The following is a 17,655-nucleotide window of genomic DNA, read 5'->3' as shown; positions in this document are numbered from 1 at the left end:
ACTGTTTTTCAGTGGTTTTTTTATTTCTAGTCGTCATTGGAATCTCCGTATTCATCCCAGAGAACCTTTGAGTCGGTTTTAAGGAAATCTATACTTTTATTTACCACATGCTTAAATTCTTTTGGTAATTCCTCTTCATCCCAGGGATGCTTTGTTCCGAAAACATGATCGGCATTTTCTACCAGCAATAATTTAGGCGCAGGACTCCATTCAAAAAGATTTCCGGCTTCTCCAATAGAAACACTCGTATCGCTGCTACCGTGAGCTATTAAATGAGGAATCTCAAGCTTTTTAGCCGCTTTCTTAATGTTAAGTCGCTCTTTATTTTCCTTGAAATTTTTATAGAACTGGTAGTGATGAGGTAATTGCTGACCTGTTCTCGTATTCACAATATACTGAACACCTTTTTTCTCCCAGGCTTCCAGCTTCTTTCCTTCCGGAAAACGGGAAGCAAAATCTGAAACTGATGCAAGAGTAATTAGTTTTGTGATCCTTTTATCTTCTGCAGCTTTTAGAACTACAATTCCTCCACCACGAGAATGACCAATAAGATTAATGTTATCTGGTTTTATTTGCTTGGAGAATTTAAAATCTGGCAAGAGGATCCAGTCTAAAACTTTTTGAAGATCATCAAGTTCTATAATGTAATTGTTATCCCCAAAAGCCTCAATATCCATGAATTTGGTTAAATTTTCAGGATCTGTACCGTTATGGCTGAAGTTGAATTTCACAAAAAAGAATCCTTCTTCTGCGATCTTTTCACCCATCTTATCCCAGGCTCCCCAATCTTTAAAGCCCTTATATCCGTGGCAAAAAATCACAATTGGCTTTGGTTTCCCATCATCCTTGAAAATAAGGTCTGCTACAATTGGCTTATTATGCTTGCCGTCAATGACAATATTCTTCTCTTTAGAAACTTCCATATTTCTTTTTAATTTCCTTTTCTACAAATGGGACCTCCGGATCGCAGATCTCCAATATTAAATTCTTCAATTCGCTCTGGAACATTTCTAAAGTTTCCTCGGTTATCAAAGAGTCTTTCTGTTTTGTTCCTACTGTTTTCTTTTCAAATTTTAAAAATCCTGACTTCAGATTCTTAAATGAAACGATTCCTGCTTCCGCGGGGAATTTAAGGTCTTTCTCCAGCGCAATCAAGGAAGCATAAGTTAAAACCTGAAAACTTTTGGAGTAATTGTCATAATCTTTTGTTATTTCACTCCAGTCTGAAACATTCAAATGTCTGGTTTCAACTTTCCCTGTTTTATAGTCAATGATCCTTGGTAAACCATTCGATAACTCAAAACGATCTACCTTGCCGCGAAGATAAATTGAAAAAGGCAATTTATCTATGGGAAGCTCTACTTTCAGATCTTTTTCTATCTGAACAATTTTGATCTCTTCACCAGCTTTAATTCGTTTTAATTCGAATTTGAGAAAATTATGCAGGTAGCGTTTGGCAACTTCAAAAATGAGCAGGTTTTTACCTTTCTCAAGCGGCACTTTACTATAGGTTGTAGAGAATTCCTTCGCGATCTCTGCATCGCCTTTTTTGGAAAACTCCTGAATCACATCTTCAGTAATTAATTTCCCTTCATAAGGCTTATAAAGATTTTCAAGCGCGTTGTGTACGACGGTACCCAAAGTATTGAATGCGACAGTTTCCTCTACTTCATCCTGATCTCGGACGCCTAGAATATACTGGTGATAAAAATCAAGTGGATTGCGAACATAGGTGGTAAGTGCTGAAGGTGAAAAACCAGAAACAGCTAAAGACCTGATGCGATCCATCATTTCAGGAGTTTTTTGAATTTCCTTTAAACTTTTATTCACCTTTGGAACTTCCGGGCTTATAAGTATTTTTCTTAGATTATGTCCTGGTTCTTGCTCAATTTCAAGTTGGGTAATAAACCTGCTTTTTTCTCCTGAATTTAATCCGTCGGCTTCTGTATTATAAAGAAGGAACACCTTTTTGGCTCGCTGTAATAACCTGTAGAAGTGATAAGTGTAAACTGCATCCTTTTCCCTGTAGGTCGGTAATTTATATTCCTGCTTAAGATCATATGGAATAAATGAGTTATCTGATTTTCCCGCAGGCAGCACACCTTCATTCAGAGATGTAATAATAACTGTTTCAAAATCCAGTGCACGTGATTCCAGCATTCCCATAAGCTGTAGTCCCTGGAAAGGTCTTCCCTGAAAATCCAAAGTTTCAGTACCTACCATTTCACGGTAAAAACCGTACAGAGATTTTATAGTTTTAAGATGAGGATATTTTTGATTCAGGTTGCTTAGTTTGTTAAACAGAACATGAAAATGGTAAAGAAATTCGAGTCCAATCGTATCTTCTTCAGATTTTAGGAATGATTTTAATTGCTGGATGATCAATTGAACATCCTCTATAAATTTAGAAACTGAATCTTTTTTAGGCTGAAAGCAGGCAGATATTAATTCCCGGTTTTCTTCCGGAAGAGAAGCAATGATGGTTTCCGGCTCCATATAAACCAGATTTTCAGAATTGATCTTAATGATAAGTTTTTCCGCAGCTTCCTTGAGTATGGGATTGAATGCAGGATGATTAATTATGGAAATAATATCCTTATAATAAAATGAATCTGGTTGATTGAAATGGACCTGAAACAAAGTTTCAAATAAAGAATTAATCGGAGCGTTCTTAACCGGAAACCCCATGGTTATGTTCAGTTCAGAAATCTCATCTGGCAATGAGTTAAGTACAGGTAATAATAATTCTTCTTCTCCCAGAACTATCGCAGTATTTTCCAATTCCTGCGGATCTAGTTTAGTGAGGATCTCTCCAAGGTATTTCGTCTGACCAATATTCTTTGGAACTCCTATCAATTCTATATCCTTTTTCTTACTGAAATTGGATGTGAATTCATTAGCATGATTTTCCTGATAATAGGGCCAGTTCTTTAGGTAATCCCGAATGAAAATCGAGGAACCATGATCTTGGTCTTCGTAAAGCTTTTTATCAATATCCCAGTAGACCTCCGCCTGCCCTGCTTCAAGCATTTCCTGGATGATGAGCTGTTCTGATGCATTCAAAGCGTTGAACCCAATAAAGACGTGTTTGGTGGAATTTGAAGATATGTAATCTTTTATGTTTTCAGCAGCCTGCCTGTAGATAAGTCCCTGATATCCCTGATTTTTAGAAAGTAATTTAGCTGAAAGCGCCTCGTAAAACTCAGGAAGACTTTTCCAGAATTGAAGATATCTCTTAATCAGGTCGGTTTTTTCATCTTTTAAATACCAATGATTGATATCCTGAATTCCAGAGAGATAATTAAAAAATGGTCTGTGATCAATTAGATATCGGTCAATCTCATTAAAATCGTGTATAAGGCTCTGCGCCCAGGTAATAAAGGTTTCAAAATCTTCCCGATTTTCTTCATGGGTCAGATCTTTATAAACTTCATAGAATTCGAACAGACTTATAGTGTTGTCTATAGATTCCAGATCGGAGATCACTTCAGTGAACTCTTCAATGCTGTAAATATTAGGAGAAAACATATTCTTATCTGAAATGTTTCCAAGTTCTTTAAGAAGATAAGAACCAGCCCTTTTACTGGGAAGAATAAAACTAATTTCAGATAATGGAGTGGCAGAGTTATTAAGCTTCTGCAGAACTTCGCGTATAAATGATTCCATACGCCTAAAATAAAAAAACGCCCCGCAATGCGGAGCGTTTTTTAAGATGTTTTAAAAGGGAATACTAGTTTTCTTCCTCTTCCATACCTTCATCTTCCATTTCTTCTTCACCAGACTTATCTTTCATCTCTTTATCTTTATCTAAAGAAATTTCAACACGTCTGTTATCTTGTCTTCCTTTTGCAGTGCTGTTAGTTGCAATTGGTTGAGTTTCACCATAACCTTCAGAAGTCAATCTGTTAGCAGGTACTCCATTTTCCTGTAAGAAAGATTTAACTGAAGCAGCACGCTCTTTTGAAAGCTTCATGTTATAAGCATCACTACCAGTGCTATCTGTATGTCCTTCAATGTGGAAGATAGTTTGTGGATACTCATTCATGATCTCAACGATTGAATTAAGAGCATCTTCAGATTCAGTTCTGATAGAAGCTTTGTTCAAGTCGAAAAGTACAGTTTTAGAATATTCGTTTAGTTCAGAAATTACCTCTGCAGTTGGTTCTGGACATCCGTTAGATGCAGCAGGACCAGCTTCTTCTGGACACTCATCATCTTTGTCAAGGATTCCGTCACCGTCAGTATCAGGCCATGGGCATCCGTCGTTTTCAGCAGGACCAGCTTCTTCTGGACACTCATCTTCATCGTCTCTTACACCATCACCGTCAGCATCTGGACAACCGTTCATTTCAGCAAGACCAGCAACTTCAGGACACTCATCATCAGGATCAGCTACACCGTCACCATCAGAATCAGGACATCCATCAAATTCAGCAAGACCAGCTTCGTTAGGACACTTATCCTGACGATCTTCGATCCCGTCACCGTCAGTATCAGGACAACCGTTAAATTCTTCTAAACCTGGTTGCTCTGGGCACTCATCATCTTTATCGTAGATTCCGTCACCGTCAGTATCAGTTCCTCCAAATACGAACTTAATACCAGCTGCATGTTGGAAATGAGAAGCAGTTTCAGTTTCAAATACGTGCTTGTACTTAGATTCTAAGGTAAGAGCTACGTTATCTGAAAACCAGAAGTTTAAACCAACTTTACCGTTTAATGTAGCAGCATCAAGATTTGAAATATCTTCACCATCCTGATCACCAATCCAAGTATAACCACCACCAATACCAACAACAGGATCAATCCATCCGTCGTTTAGCATTGCTCTAAGGCTATAATCTAATCCAAGATCAACAGCATAGTAAGAAAGATCAGAAACTCCTCTGTCTCCGTATTTGTCAATCTGGTTGATAGTACCAGTCAATTCACCTACAAGACCAGCTCCTAAAAATCTAGATACAGATAGTTTAGATACTGCAGGTAAAATGTTCCAATGATCTCCAGTATTAAAATACTCGTCGAACATTCCACCAAGAGGTGCGTCTTCACCCGTTGGGTAGAAGTCAACTGCATTGGTTCCAATACCAATTGCCCATGGGTTGTCAGCATCCTGTGCCTTAACCGAAGTAAAGCCAAATATCAGTAATGTGGCCAGTACAATTTTGCTAAGATGTTTCATATTTAATAGTTTAGTTTTAAGTGTTAATTGTAAGCAAAAGTATATGCTTAATGCATATTAACAAAAGTAAAAATAATAAAGTTTTCTTAATTACAGCGCGTTTCCAAGCGATTTATAGCCTTTTTAATACCTGACTATCAATTGTTATGATAATTAATTATCAAGTTTTTAAGGTCTAAAATTCTTTAAATTACCTTTAATTCTTTACCTACTTTCTTAAATGCGTTAATTGCCTTGTCTAAATGTTCTTTATCATGAGCTGCAGATAGTTGCACTCTAATCCTAGCTTTTCCTTTTGGAACAACCGGATAAAAGAATCCAATTACATAGATACCTTCTTCAAGTAATTTATCGGCCATATCTTGCGATAATTTAGCATCGTGTAGCATTACCGGTACGATTGCAGCCTCTCCATCAATAATCTCAAAACCGGCCTCCTTAATTCCTTTTTTGAAATATGCTGTATTCTCTTTTAGCTTTTTACGCAGGCTGTCATCTGTTTTCAGCATATCAAATACTTTAATCGATGCTCCAACGATCGCAGGTGCTAAAGAGTTAGAGAAAAGATAAGGTCTTGATCTTTGTCTTAAAATTTCTATGATCTCTTTTTTTGCTGTTGTGTATCCACCCATAGCACCACCTAGTGCTTTTCCTAAAGTTCCGGTGATGATATCTACACGATCCAGCACTCCTTTCTCTTCCAGGGTTCCAATTCCCTGTTCACCAATGAATCCAGTAGCATGACATTCATCAATCATAACTAGTGCATCATATTTATCTGCCAGGTCACAAATCTTATCTAATGGTGCAACCAATCCGTCCATTGAGAATACTCCATCTGTAACTATAATTTTGAATCTCGCTCCATTATCATTGGCATCTTTCAACTGTTTTTCAAGATCTTCCATGTTGCCGTTTTCATAACGGTATCTGGCAGCTTTACATAATCTTACCCCATCAATAATAGATGCGTGGTTAAGAGAATCTGAAATGATCGCATCCTCTTTAGTAAGTAATGGTTCAAAAATTCCTCCGTTAGCATCAAAACAAGCGGCGTAAAGAATAGTATCTTCTGTTCCGTAGAAGTCGGCAATTCTTTGTTCCAGTTCTTTGTGAATATCCTGGGTTCCACAAATAAATCTAACACTGGACATTCCAAAGCCATGAGTATCCATTGTATCTTTTGCAGCCTGGACCACTTCTGGATGAGAAGACAATCCTAGATAGTTGTTCGCGCAGAAGTTGATCACTTCCTGCCCGGTTGATATCTTGATCACTGCATCCTGTGCTCCAGTAATGATCCTCTCTCTTTTATACAGTCCGTCATTCTTGATCTCTTCAATTTCCTTTTCTAAATGTTCCTTTATCTTTCCGTACATAATCGGTTATTTTTTGATCTGATTAGTTTTATTCTTAAAAATTCCGGGAATCTGGTTCCCTATCAATTCACAAATTTAAATTTCTTTTACACATTCTTTATAATTATAGGATCATTGGTGTAAACCAACAAACATTTATCAATTTCATATCCCATAGCGTTCAATGCAGACGCATAACTGGAGATCTGTCTTGTATGTGTATCTACAAATCCTCCGGTCTTATAATCAATGATTGTTGCCTTGTTACCTTCTAAGTTAATTCGGTCCGGCCTTAATCGCAGACCGTCGGTAGTAAGGATCTCTTTCTCATTAATATTGTTAGATTCACTTGAATAGAATTCTTTTAATTCTGGATGACTAATTATACCAGAAATCAATTCTGTGATCTCATCCTTAGATTTTTCAGTAATCATACCTGAATTTATAGCCCATTGAATTGCTTTTTCCATATCCTGGATCTTATTTATCCTGGCAAGTATCTCATGAGCTATCTCTCCTTTCTCAATAGCTTCCTGCTGTCTGGAATCCCATAGTGATCCAGACCTTGTAACTATATGAACTGCTTTATTCTGTGTGGAAGAAGAATAGAAACGCTCATTAGAAACACTATTGCTCGGAGTCTTTTTGGATTCAAGAATTCTATCAGAGTCGCCAAATTCGTATTTCAGGCTACCATTCCATTTACCGGAGGATCTTAAATATTCTGAAAGCAGATCTGAAATATTTGGAGAGCGCTTTGGTTTCTCATGGTAATTGGAGAGAATGTATAATTGCTGAGCGGCTCTTGTGCAAGCCACATATAATATATTTAAGGTATCAAGTTCGTTTTTATTGATCAGATCATTGTATGATTCTGCCGCACTGTCATTCCAGTTGAGCATTTTTTGAGAAGCACTCACATAAGCTACTGGAATATTTTCATCAATTATATCAAGCCATAAATTATCATTGCGGGTATCTTGAAGTTCTGAATTTGCAAACGGATAAATAACCACTGGAAATTCCAATCCTTTGGATTTATGGATTGTCATGATCTGCACGGCATTATCGGTTTCAGGAACCACTATGCTAAGCTTATCTTTTTTCTGCTCCCATTTTTCAAGGAAATCATTCAGACTATTAGAGCTTTTCTGGGCGGTTTCAAAAACAAAGTCGAGAAAGAACTGTATATAAGCATCAGAAGTTTCTACCAGGTTGAACGTTCTAATTATGTATTCTACTGCTTCATATAAGGAAAGCCTTTTAAGTTCCTCCATTTTAAATTCCACATTCTGGTCCTTTAGCCATTCGAAAAATTCTGAACCATTCTTTGCCAGATTCTGAACTAAAATACTGTGAGCATCTTCTGATCTTAAGAAGGATTCAGCTAAATAATCGAAAATTAAAAGTTTCAGTTTATCGTCTTCCGTATTCATGGAATATGAGAGAAGATTAACTATGAATTGCACTTTTGGCGATTGAGAAAGCAATAAAGTTTCTGAAGAGATGACTGGAACAGAATTCTCACTCAAAAATTCTGCAATGGCAACACCTTCACTTCTTTTCCTGGTAAGAATACAGATATCCTTCCTATTCATTCCTTTAGAATCTAACTTCTGGATGATATCTAAAATCTTTTCAGGATAGACCTCCATCTCCTCTTCGCGATTCGCAGCTTCAACAAAGCTGATATTCACATAGCCAAAATCACCCTTTTTGGGAGTTTGCCTTGAAGCTTTAAAGAGTTCAGAATATTCAGGATAGCTAAGAATTGAAGCAGCATACTGAAAAAAGCTATTATTGAAGTTCACTACTTCTGAACCGCTCCTATAATTATCTGGAAGATTTACCACCTGTTGTTCTAATTGAAACGGTCTTTCCGCAAGATTGCTCAGATCTATCAGTTGTTCTGCACGACCTCCTCGCCAGCGATAAATACTCTGCTTGGCATCACCAACGATAGTAAGACTGGAACTGGTTTCTGTCCCTGAAAGATTGTGACTAATCAATGGAATTAGGTTTTCCCATTGCATATTTGAGGTATCCTGAAACTCATCTACGAAATAATGCTGGTAGCGTTCGCCCAGTCTCTCATAAATAAAAGGAGCGGGCTGATCTTTTACCTGATCACTAATTTTCGGATTGAATTCAGAAATTAAAACCAGGTTCCTTTCTTTTTTAATTGCTTCTACTTCCCGATTAATCTCATTCAAAAGCGAAAGCTGAATTAGATTTTTCTTTATTTCACCTAAAAACTCAATCTTAAAAAAGGCCTGTTTGGAAGCATTGAAAATTTCAACGATCTGGTCCTGATTAGAATCTAGCGCGATTTTCGCATCCTCACTGGCTTTTTTGGGATACAGAGGTTGATCTGCAATTTTCTCTGCCCACTTAGCAGTAAAGTTTACAGAAAGATTTCCCGTTTGTAATTTTCTGAAATGTTTTGTCACATACTGCCCGCTAAAACTGCTTTCTTCAATTCCATGATTATCTAAAAGTTCAAAGAAAGAATCAGCCGATAATTTTAAGGTTTCTTCAGCAAGTTTAATATCGGCACGCAGTTTTTTACCAAATTTCTCAAAGTCTTCCAGGGTTTTATCTTTCAGAACCTGAATGGGTTTCTGATGATTTTCATTAATCAGAAGTTTTGAAATACTAAATAGGTCTCGGCTTATATCCCAGCTTTTATCATCATCTGTCTTGGATAAAGTATAATTCACCAGTACTCTGGTAAGTTTTTTATCTGTACCAGCCCTGTTTATAAGCCTGTCTACCGCTTCCATCAAAACTTCATCTGCGCTAAGTTCTACTTCAAAATTCATCGGAATTCCGAGATCTCTCGCAAATGTTCTTAGAACACGATGGGTAAAACCGTCTATAGTAGATATTTCAAAGGCAGCATAATTATGAATTATACTTTTGAGAATATCAGTAGATCTTTGGCGTATGATCTCTTTGGTTAATCCTGTTTCTTCAGTTACGGCTTTAAGCAGGGGATTTTCTTCCGTTGTGATATCCTGCTTCGAAAATTCAGCCAGACTTTCGATGATACGTGATTTCATTTCTCCAACAGCTTTGTTGGTGAAAGTGATCGCGAGAATGTTTTTATATCTGTCTCGTTTTGGAGAATTGAAGAGGATGATCAGATATTCCTTTACCAGAGTAAAGGTTTTTCCTGAACCTGCCGAAGCATTATAGATATTAAAAGTATTTTTCAAATAGGAGATTATTATTGAATTGGCATTAGATGCTAAAACTTTAAATTTAAAATAAAAACTAGTTTTTAAGGGCAGGTGCTTTTAAGTATTTTATAACACTAAAAAATTTCCATTAAATGCCTTAATGGCTAAATTTGGGTGAGTTTAAGTACTAATCACTAAAAAATCAGATAATTATGTCTTTTGAATTACCAAAATTAAAATATGCCTTTGATGCATTAGAACCACATATAGATGCAAAGACAATGGAGATCCACCATGGGAAACATCATGCTGGATATACTAGTAAATTAAATGCCGCTATCGAAGGAACTGATATGGACGGAAAAAATATCGAGAACATTCTTAAGAATCTTGATATGTCTAATAAAGCAGTTCGTAATAATGGTGGGGGATTTTATAACCACAGTCTTTTCTGGGAAGTTATGTCTCCAGATGGAGGAGGAAAGCCTGAAGGAGAATTAGCAAGCGCTATAGATTCTGCATACGGTTCATTTGAAGCTTTTAAAGAAGAATTTTCTAAGGCTGCAGCTGGACAATTTGGATCTGGATGGGCTTGGCTATGTGTTCATGGTGGAGGTAAAGTAGAAGTTTGTTCTACTCCAAACCAGGATAACCCACTTATGCCAGAAGTAGGATGTGGAGGAACTCCAATTTTAGGTCTTGATGTATGGGAGCATGCATATTATTTAAATTATCAGAACAAACGTCCTGATTATATTGATGCATTCTTTAATGTGATCGACTGGAAAGAAGTATCAAGTCGTTATGCGAAGGCAAAATAATAATGGCTTTTAAATGAATAAGAAAGGTCGCTTTTAGCGGCCTTTTTTTATGGACAAGCTTGAGTTAATTCCATAAAAAAAGGCGGAATAAATTCCACCTTTTTTTGCCCCAAATCTACCATGAACTTAACCTACTTATGCTATGGTATTGTAAATATAAATCGAATAATCATTACAATTTAAGTTTTTAGACGAACTACTCAAAAATTAGTTAAAATACTGTTTTTCAGTTTTTTGTGTTCTTTTTGGAAGATTTATGCATTTAATTTTAAAATCGAAATTGAGTTGATTCCATAAAAAAAGGCGGAATTAAAATTCCACCTTTTTTTGCCCCAAATCTACCATGAACTTAACCTACTTATGCTATGGTATTCTAAAGATAATAAGAAAGCTTCTTGAAAAAATATATTTTAGACGAAATACCTGGAAAATAGTTAAGAGGTTGAAAATCAAAAAAATGGAGTGATTTTAGCGATATTTTTCTACAGATAAGGGATTTTGAAAATGAGTAGAAATAAAAAAAGGCGGAATTAATTCCACCTTTTTTTGCCCCAAATCTACCATGAACTTAACCTACTTATGTTATGGCAATACTAATGTAGATAGAATTGTCCTACGCACAAAGAATTTTAGATTAAGTGCAATTATATTAGTTGAAAGGTAGATTTTTAATAAGCTCTATCTTTTTTACCCTCGAAAAAGTTCATAAATGCTCTATTAACGACTCTATTTCCTCCTGCGGTTGGATAATCACCCGTAAAGTACCAGTCGCCAAGATTTTTAGGGCATGCCTTGTGAAGGTTTTCTACCGTCTGGTAGATCACTTTTACATCGGCATTTACATCTTTATCACAGAGTAATTCTGAAATTTTATCAGAAATTTCCTCGTTAGTGAAGGGTTCATAAATCTCTTTTACAAAGTTCTGAACTTCTTTATCGTCAAGATCTACCTGCACTTTACATTTGTCATAAACCTTCTCTACAAGGTCATATTTATTATTATCCTTCAATAGCTCCAATGCGGCTCTAAATGCTACCAAATCTTCCAGCCTGGCCATATCTATCCCATAACAATCAGGATATCTAATCTGAGGTGCAGATGAAACTACCACAATCTTCTTAGGTTTAAGTCTATCCATCATTTTAATGATACTCTTTTTTAGAGTCGTACCTCTAACAATACTGTCATCAATGATAACAAGATTGTCTTCTGGTTTAACCACACCGTAGGTCACGTCGTAAACGTGTGCAACAAGATCGTCACGGCTACTGTCTTCGGTAATAAATGTTCTAAGCTTTACATCTTTAATCGCGATCTTTTCAGTTCTCAACCGATGAGAAAGAATTTCCTGAAGCCTGGCATCAGTAAGCGTTTCTTTCTCTTCCAGGATAGCCTCATTCTTCTGTTTGTTCAATTCGTCCTGTGCAGCTTCAACCATTCCATAAAAAGAAGTCTCCGCAGTATTCGGTATAAATGAAAAAACGGTTTTTAGAGTATCATGATCAATAGACTTTAAAACATCGGGCATGAGTAATCGACCTAACATTTTGCGTTCTTCATAGATCTCTGCATCGCTACCTCTTGAGAAGTAAATACGTTCAAAAGAACATGCTTTTCTTTCTAACGGCTCTATGATCTCCTGTATGGAAACCTGCCCGTTTTTCTTAGTGATTATAGCATTTCCTGGAGGTAACTCATGTACATCATCAAAATCTACGTTGAAAACAGTTTGTATCACCGGTCTTTCTGAAGCTACCACAACAACTTCATCATCTTTGTAATAGTATGCAGGTCTTATCCCGGCAGGATCTCGAAGAACGAATGAATCTCCATGGCCAATTAATCCAGCCATGGCATAACCACCATCCCAATTTTTAGAAGATTTCTTCAGGATCTTGGCAACATTTAATTGTTCCGCGATCACAGGTGATGCTTCAACTTTTGAATAACCTTCTTTCTTAAGCTTCTTGTATAATTTACGTACTTCTGAATCTAGGAAATGTCCGATCTTTTCCATTACCGTAACAGTATCGGCTCTTTCTTTAGGATGTTGACCTAATTCAACAAGATTATTGAAAAGCTTGTTTACGTTAGTCATATTGAAGTTACCAGCAACAATCAGGTTACGATGCATCCAGTTATTCTGTCTTAGAAAAGGATGAACACTTTCGATGCTGTTCTTGCCAAATGTTCCGTATCTAACATGTCCCAAGAAAACTTCTCCCAGATATGGAATATGCCTTTTCTGAAGTTCGGTATCATCAGCTAGTTCAGGATTCGCTTTGATCTCGTCATTAATCCTCTGATTGATCTGTGCAAAAATATCCTGTATAGGTTGTGCCTGATTTGACCGAACACGGCTTATATATCTTTCCCCGGGAATAGTATTTAATTTGATGCTTGCAAAACCGGCACCGTCCTGGCCACGGTTATGCTGCTTTTCCATCATCAGGTACATTTTATTTACACCATAAAATGCTGTCCCATATTTTTTCTTGTAATAGTCAAGAGGTTTTAAAAGCCTTATATGTGCAATTCCGCATTCGTGTTTTAAAGCATCACTCATATCTTAGTTTCCTTTTTGGAATTTAGTTGTGTTTGTCACAAAAAAAGCCCTGAAATTACAGGGCGTTATATTTAATCAAGTTGTGTTTCAAATTGTGTTAGTTTCTTGAACTCGTCAAGTCTCTTACTCATTTCATCGCCCGTAAGCGACTGCATCCGCTCTGTTCCGAATTTCTCTACACAGAAGGAGGCAAGATTCGAGCCATAAATAATGGCGCTTTTCATATTTTCAAAAGAAACATCACCAGTTCTGGCAAGGTATCCTATAAATCCACCGGCGAATGTATCTCCAGCTCCTGTGGGATCAAAAACTTCTTCTAACGGAAGTGCTGGTGCAAAGAAGATCTGGTCTTTATGGAAAAGTAAAGCTCCATGCTCTCCTTTTTTAATTACTACATATTTTGGACCCATCTCTTCGATCTTGCGGGCTGCTTTTACGAGAGAATATTCTCCTGAAAGCTGTCTTGCTTCTTCATCATTGATCGTAATTACATCAACTTTCTCGATCACTTTCATTAGATCGTCAAGACTATTATCCATCCAGAAGTTCATAGTGTCTAATACTACCAATTTCGGATTTTCCACCTGCTCTAATACACTTAGCTGAACTAAAGGATGAAGGTTTCCTAACATCACAAATTCTGCATCCTTATGAGATTCAGGAACCACCGGATTGAAGTCGGCTAATACATTTAGCTGTGTATCCAGGGTGTCTCTTGTATTAAGATCGTTGTGATATTTACCACTCCAGAAGAAAGTTTTTCCGCCTTTTACAACTTCTACACCTTCAATATCAATGCTGTTATTCTTTAATAAGTTAAGATATTCTTCAGGAAAATCTTCTCCTACTACAGATACAACAGCACTGTTAATATCAAAATTAGCAGCTGAAAGACCTATATAAGTGGCTGCACCACCAAGGATCTTATCGGTTTTTCCAAATGGTGTTTCAATAGCATCGAACGCAACGGTTCCAACAATAAGTAATTTACTCATAACGGGTTTTAAAATGACGCTGCAAATATACAGTTTGTTTTTCAAGGTATAAACCTCAAATCCCAGACTAAATGTTAAGCTTTGTATCCTTTATCTTCAGGTAGATCTTTTCGTTTTGACGCGGCAACTGCCAATGCATCACATCGTTCATTTTGAGGATGATCATTATGACCCTTTATCCATTGAAATTGAACCTGGTGTTTTCTGAATTGTTTCATGAACTCTATCCAGAGATCTGTATTCTTACGTTTCACATAGTTTTTCTTCTCCCATCCAAAAACCCAGCCTTTATTCACTGCGTCTGCAACATACTTGGAATCTGTAAAAACCTTTACAGGTGTACCATGATTTTTCAATTTTTTTAAGGCATCGATTACTGCCAGAAGTTCCATTCTATTATTGGTGGTGAGTTTGAAACCCTTTGAAAATTCTTTTTGATAGGGTCTTCCAACCCATTCCATCACGATTCCGTAACCTCCGGGTCCGGGATTTCCTCTTGCTGCACCGTCGGTATAAATATGAACTTTTGGAGTCTGCACTAATTGTCTTTTTCTAGTAATTGCTGAATAACTTCAGGGAAATGTTTGTATTCTAATTCGTGGATCTTCCCCGCAAGGCTTTCAGCATTGTCGGTATTTGCTATTTGGGTTGTGGCTTGAAAAATTGTGTTTCCTTCATCATACTTTTCATTAACATAATGAATAGTGATCCCGGTTTCAGTTTCTTTATTTTCAATTACAGACTCATGTACTTTTGAGCCATACATGCCTTTTCCTCCATATTTTGGAAGCAATGCCGGATGAATATTAATGATCTTTTCTGGGAATTCCTGAATGATATTAGATGGGAAAAGCCATAGGAAACCAGCGAGAACTATTAGATCTGGTTCCATATCTTTTAAGATATTCAAAACATCGTTTGTATGATACAAAGCTTCCCGGTCAAATAATAAGGCTTTTACATTAAGATCGTGGGCGCGCTTTAAAGCACCTGCATTTCTTTTGTTGGAAAGAACTGCAACAACCTCTGATTTATTAGAATTTTGGAAGAATTTGATGATATTTTCGGCATTGGTGCCAGAACCTGAAGCAAATATTACAATCTTTTTTTTGTTTCTACTTTCTTTCTCACTCAAAATAAGGCTGTTAACATTTATTAGGATGTAAAATTAATTGCTTTCAATGAATTTTATGTAAATTACCATCACATTTTTAGAGGAAAAATCGGTTTTAAAATAAAGTTTTTTATTTTTGCCACCTAATCAAAATTAAAATAAAAAATTATGTCAGACATTGCATCAAGAGTAAAAGCTATTATCGTTGACAAATTGGGAGTTGACGAGAATGAAGTTGTAAACGAAGCCAGCTTCACCAACGACTTGGGTGCTGATTCACTAGACACAGTAGAATTGATCATGGAATTTGAGAAGGAATTTGATATCCAGATACCAGACGATCAGGCAGAGAACATTGCTACTGTAGGTCAGGCAATTTCATATATCGAAGACGCTAAAAAATAAATCAACACACCATATGGAGTTAAAGCGAGTAGTAGTTACAGGCCTTGGTGCCTTAACCCCAATTGGTAACAATTTAGAGGAATATTGGGAAGGACTTAAGAACGGTAAAAGTGGTAGCGCGCCTATCACTTATTTTGATACCGAAAAGTTCAAGACTAAATTCGCTTGCGAACTCAAAAACTTCAATCCTCTCGATCATTTTGATCGCAAGGAAGCAAGAAAGCTTGATAGGTTTGCTCAGTATGCAATGGTATCTGCAGATGAAGCTATTCAGGATTCAGGAATTGACCTTGATACGGTAGACAAATTTCGCGTAGGCGTAATTTGGGGAGCCGGGATAGGTGGTCTTGAAACTTTCCAGAATGAAGTTATCAATTATGCGGAGGGAGATGGCTCTCCACGATTCAATCCTTTCTTTATTCCGAAGATGATCGCAGATATTGCCCCAGGTAATATTTCGATCAAACACGGATTTATGGGAGCAAATTACACCACAGTTTCAGCTTGTGCATCTTCAGCAAACGCGATGATAGATGCCCTGAACAATATTCGTTTAGGCTACAGTGATGTGATTGTTTCAGGAGGATCTGAAGCAGCAGTAGCAATAGCAGGAATGGGCGGATTTAACGCAATGCATGCCCTTTCTACAAGAAATGAAAGTCCTGAAACAGCATCAAGACCTTTTGATGCGACTAGAGATGGATTTGTACTTGGTGAAGGTGCCGGAGCGCTTATATTAGAAGAATATGAGCATGCGAAAGCCAGAGGAGCCAAGATCTATGCTGAGGTACTGGGCGGAGGATTATCTTCAGATGCTTACCATATGACTGCCCCACATCCGGAAGGAGATGGAGTAGTTGCAGTAATGAAGAATTGTCTTAAAAATGCCGGATTACAGCCGGAAGATGTTGATGCGATCAATACGCATGGTACTTCTACACCGCTTGGAGATGTTGCTGAACTAAAAGCAATTTCCAAAGTGTTTGGTGACCACGCTAAAACGATGAATATCAACTCTACCAAGTCTATGACCGGACATTTACTGGGAGCAGCTGGAGCTATAGAAGCTATTGCAGCAATCCTTTCCATGAAACATGGAATTGTTCCTCCTACAATAAACCATGAAAATATCGATGAAAACATTGATCCTGAATTGAACCTGACCTTGAACAAGGCTCAGAAGAGAGATGTGAAAATCGTTATGAGTAATACATTCGGTTTTGGAGGTCACAATGCTTGTGTTGTATTTAAAAAACTTGACGAATAAACAATGAGCGTTATTCGTAACATATTAAATTCCCGTTCTTCTCAAGGCGGGAATTTTTTTAATACCCTAACTCAAATTCTAGGGTTTAAACCTAAAGCACTCACTCACTACAAAAAAGCTTTCACTCACCGTTCTTTGAATAGAAAGGACGAAGAAGGTAATGCGATCAATTTTGAACGTATGGAATTCCTGGGTGATGCCATGTTAAGTGCCGTCGTAGCTTCTCATCTTTTTAAAGCCGTTCCGGGAGGAAATGAAGGTTATTTAACCAAGATGAGGTCTAAAGTGGTAAGTAGAAAACACCTTAATGAATTGGGTAAAGATCTGGGACTCATCAAACATGTTCAGACCAATATTCCAAAAGATCAGTTCGGGGTTAATATACATGGTAACCTTTTTGAAGCTCTGGTTGGGGCAATTTATCTGGACAGGGGTTATAAATATTGCAAGCGATTCATTTATGAAAGAGTGATAGATCCTTATGTAGATATTGAGCAACTGGAAGGAAAAGTGATCAGCTATAAAAGTCTTGTGATCGAGTGGTGCCAGAAAGAAAAAAAAGAGTTCGACTTCAATGTTTACGAAGATACAGGCAACGATGAGCTCAAACATTTTGCTGTAAAATTACGTATCGATAATCGTGTTGTAGCAAAGGCAAGGGCTACTTCAAAAAAGAAAGCGGAAGAAAAAGCCTCAAAAAGAGCTTATTATGCTCTTCAGAATAAAATGGATTAAATTTTGACGATTTAACGTAAACTAAAACG

General features: G+C 37.1%; 13 protein-coding genes. 4 read left to right on the top strand and 9 right to left on the bottom strand.

What is annotated here, in order from left to right; all coding sequences use genetic code 11:
• Positions 1-26: 26 nt before the first annotated feature.
• The 5 genes from RE431_RS11620 to RE431_RS11600 form a co-directional block, all read right to left on the bottom strand.
• The gene (locus RE431_RS11620; protein ID WP_309562152.1) at positions 27-923 is read right to left on the bottom strand and encodes an alpha/beta hydrolase family protein; all 897 of its coding nucleotides are present in this window, start codon (positions 921-923) and stop codon (positions 27-29) included.
• The gene (locus RE431_RS11615) at positions 910-3,666 is read right to left on the bottom strand and encodes a PD-(D/E)XK nuclease family protein (protein WP_309562151.1); all 2,757 of its coding nucleotides are present in this window, start codon (positions 3,664-3,666) and stop codon (positions 910-912) included. The genes RE431_RS11620 and RE431_RS11615 overlap by 14 nt, the downstream gene beginning before the upstream one ends.
• Before the next feature lie 64 nt (positions 3,667-3,730).
• Positions 3,731-5,182: an OmpA family protein gene (locus RE431_RS11610; RefSeq protein ID WP_309562150.1), complete on the bottom strand. Its 1,452-nt coding sequence runs from the start codon at positions 5,180-5,182 to the stop codon at positions 3,731-3,733.
• A 185-nt stretch (positions 5,183-5,367) separates the two neighbouring features.
• Positions 5,368-6,561, bottom strand: a complete 1,194-nt coding sequence (gene kbl, locus RE431_RS11605; RefSeq protein ID WP_309562149.1) for a glycine C-acetyltransferase — start codon at positions 6,559-6,561, stop codon at positions 5,368-5,370.
• Positions 6,562-6,647: 86 nt separating this feature from the next.
• Positions 6,648-9,758, bottom strand: a complete 3,111-nt coding sequence (locus tag RE431_RS11600) for a UvrD-helicase domain-containing protein (protein WP_309562148.1) — start codon at positions 9,756-9,758, stop codon at positions 6,648-6,650.
• Between the two features lie 176 nt (positions 9,759-9,934).
• On the opposite strand from RE431_RS11600, the gene RE431_RS11595 reads away from it, so the two are divergent.
• Positions 9,935-10,543, top strand: a complete 609-nt coding sequence (locus RE431_RS11595; RefSeq protein ID WP_309562147.1) for a superoxide dismutase — start codon at positions 9,935-9,937, stop codon at positions 10,541-10,543.
• 668 nt (positions 10,544-11,211) lie between these two features.
• Here RE431_RS11595 and RE431_RS11590 read toward each other — a convergent pair.
• The 4 genes from RE431_RS11590 to purN all read right to left on the bottom strand — a co-directional run bounded on the left by RE431_RS11590 (position 11,212) and on the right by purN (position 15,240).
• Positions 11,212-13,110, bottom strand: coding sequence for an amidophosphoribosyltransferase (locus RE431_RS11590; RefSeq protein ID WP_309562146.1), 1,899 nt, complete (start codon positions 13,108-13,110; stop codon positions 11,212-11,214).
• Between the two features lie 71 nt (positions 13,111-13,181).
• On the bottom strand, positions 13,182-14,105 hold the full coding sequence (locus RE431_RS11585) for a PfkB family carbohydrate kinase (RefSeq protein WP_309562145.1): 924 nt from the start codon (positions 14,103-14,105) through the stop codon (positions 13,182-13,184).
• Between the two features lie 74 nt (positions 14,106-14,179).
• A complete protein-coding gene (gene rnhA, locus RE431_RS11580; RefSeq protein ID WP_309562144.1) occupies positions 14,180-14,644 on the bottom strand; it encodes a ribonuclease HI in 465 nt (154 codons plus the stop codon).
• Positions 14,644-15,240 carry a phosphoribosylglycinamide formyltransferase gene (gene purN / locus RE431_RS11575; protein WP_309562143.1) on the bottom strand — a complete coding sequence of 199 codons (597 nt, stop codon included), beginning with the start codon at positions 15,238-15,240 and terminating at the stop codon, positions 14,644-14,646. Before purN ends, rnhA begins: the two co-directional genes overlap by 1 nt.
• Before the next feature lie 147 nt (positions 15,241-15,387).
• On the opposite strand from purN, the gene RE431_RS11570 reads away from it, so the two are divergent.
• The 3 genes from RE431_RS11570 to rnc are packed head-to-tail and all read left to right on the top strand — an operon-like array spanning position 15,388 to position 17,626.
• Positions 15,388-15,624: an acyl carrier protein gene (locus tag RE431_RS11570; protein ID WP_013069791.1), complete on the top strand. Its 237-nt coding sequence runs from the start codon at positions 15,388-15,390 to the stop codon at positions 15,622-15,624.
• Between the two features lie 13 nt (positions 15,625-15,637).
• Positions 15,638-16,891, top strand: coding sequence for a beta-ketoacyl-ACP synthase II (fabF, locus tag RE431_RS11565; RefSeq protein ID WP_309562142.1), 1,254 nt, complete (start codon positions 15,638-15,640; stop codon positions 16,889-16,891).
• A gap of 3 nt (positions 16,892-16,894) precedes the next feature.
• Entirely contained in the window at positions 16,895-17,626 is a 732-nt protein-coding gene (gene rnc / locus RE431_RS11560) for a ribonuclease III (protein WP_309562141.1), read from the top strand.
• Positions 17,627-17,655: the final 29 nt, after the last annotated feature.

The organism is Christiangramia sediminicola (assembly GCF_031344135.1).
GTDB classification, from domain to species: Bacteria; Bacteroidota; Bacteroidia; order Flavobacteriales; family Flavobacteriaceae; genus Christiangramia; species Christiangramia sediminicola.
Note: the sequence above shows the minus strand (reverse complement) of the source record. Positions and strands in the feature narration are given on the sequence as shown.

Excerpts from the sequence above, each read along its gene's own strand:
- RE431_RS11620 (WP_309562152.1), bottom strand. The coding sequence starts at position 923 with ATGGAAGTTTCTAAAGAGAAGAATATTGTCATTGACGGCAAGCATAAT.
- RE431_RS11615 (WP_309562151.1), bottom strand. The coding sequence starts at position 3,666 with ATGGAATCATTTATACGCGAAGTTCTGCAGAAGCTTAATAACTCTGCC.
- RE431_RS11610 (WP_309562150.1), bottom strand. The coding sequence starts at position 5,182 with ATGAAACATCTTAGCAAAATTGTACTGGCCACATTACTGATATTTGGC.
- kbl (WP_309562149.1), bottom strand. The coding sequence starts at position 6,561 with ATGTACGGAAAGATAAAGGAACATTTAGAAAAGGAAATTGAAGAGATC.
- RE431_RS11595 (WP_309562147.1), top strand. The coding sequence starts at position 9,935 with ATGTCTTTTGAATTACCAAAATTAAAATATGCCTTTGATGCATTAGAA.
- RE431_RS11590 (WP_309562146.1), bottom strand. The coding sequence starts at position 13,110 with ATGAGTGATGCTTTAAAACACGAATGCGGAATTGCACATATAAGGCTT.
- RE431_RS11585 (WP_309562145.1), bottom strand. The coding sequence starts at position 14,105 with ATGAGTAAATTACTTATTGTTGGAACCGTTGCGTTCGATGCTATTGAA.
- RE431_RS11570 (WP_013069791.1), top strand. The coding sequence starts at position 15,388 with ATGTCAGACATTGCATCAAGAGTAAAAGCTATTATCGTTGACAAATTG.
- fabF (WP_309562142.1), top strand. The coding sequence starts at position 15,638 with ATGGAGTTAAAGCGAGTAGTAGTTACAGGCCTTGGTGCCTTAACCCCA.
- rnc (WP_309562141.1), top strand. The coding sequence starts at position 16,895 with ATGAGCGTTATTCGTAACATATTAAATTCCCGTTCTTCTCAAGGCGGG.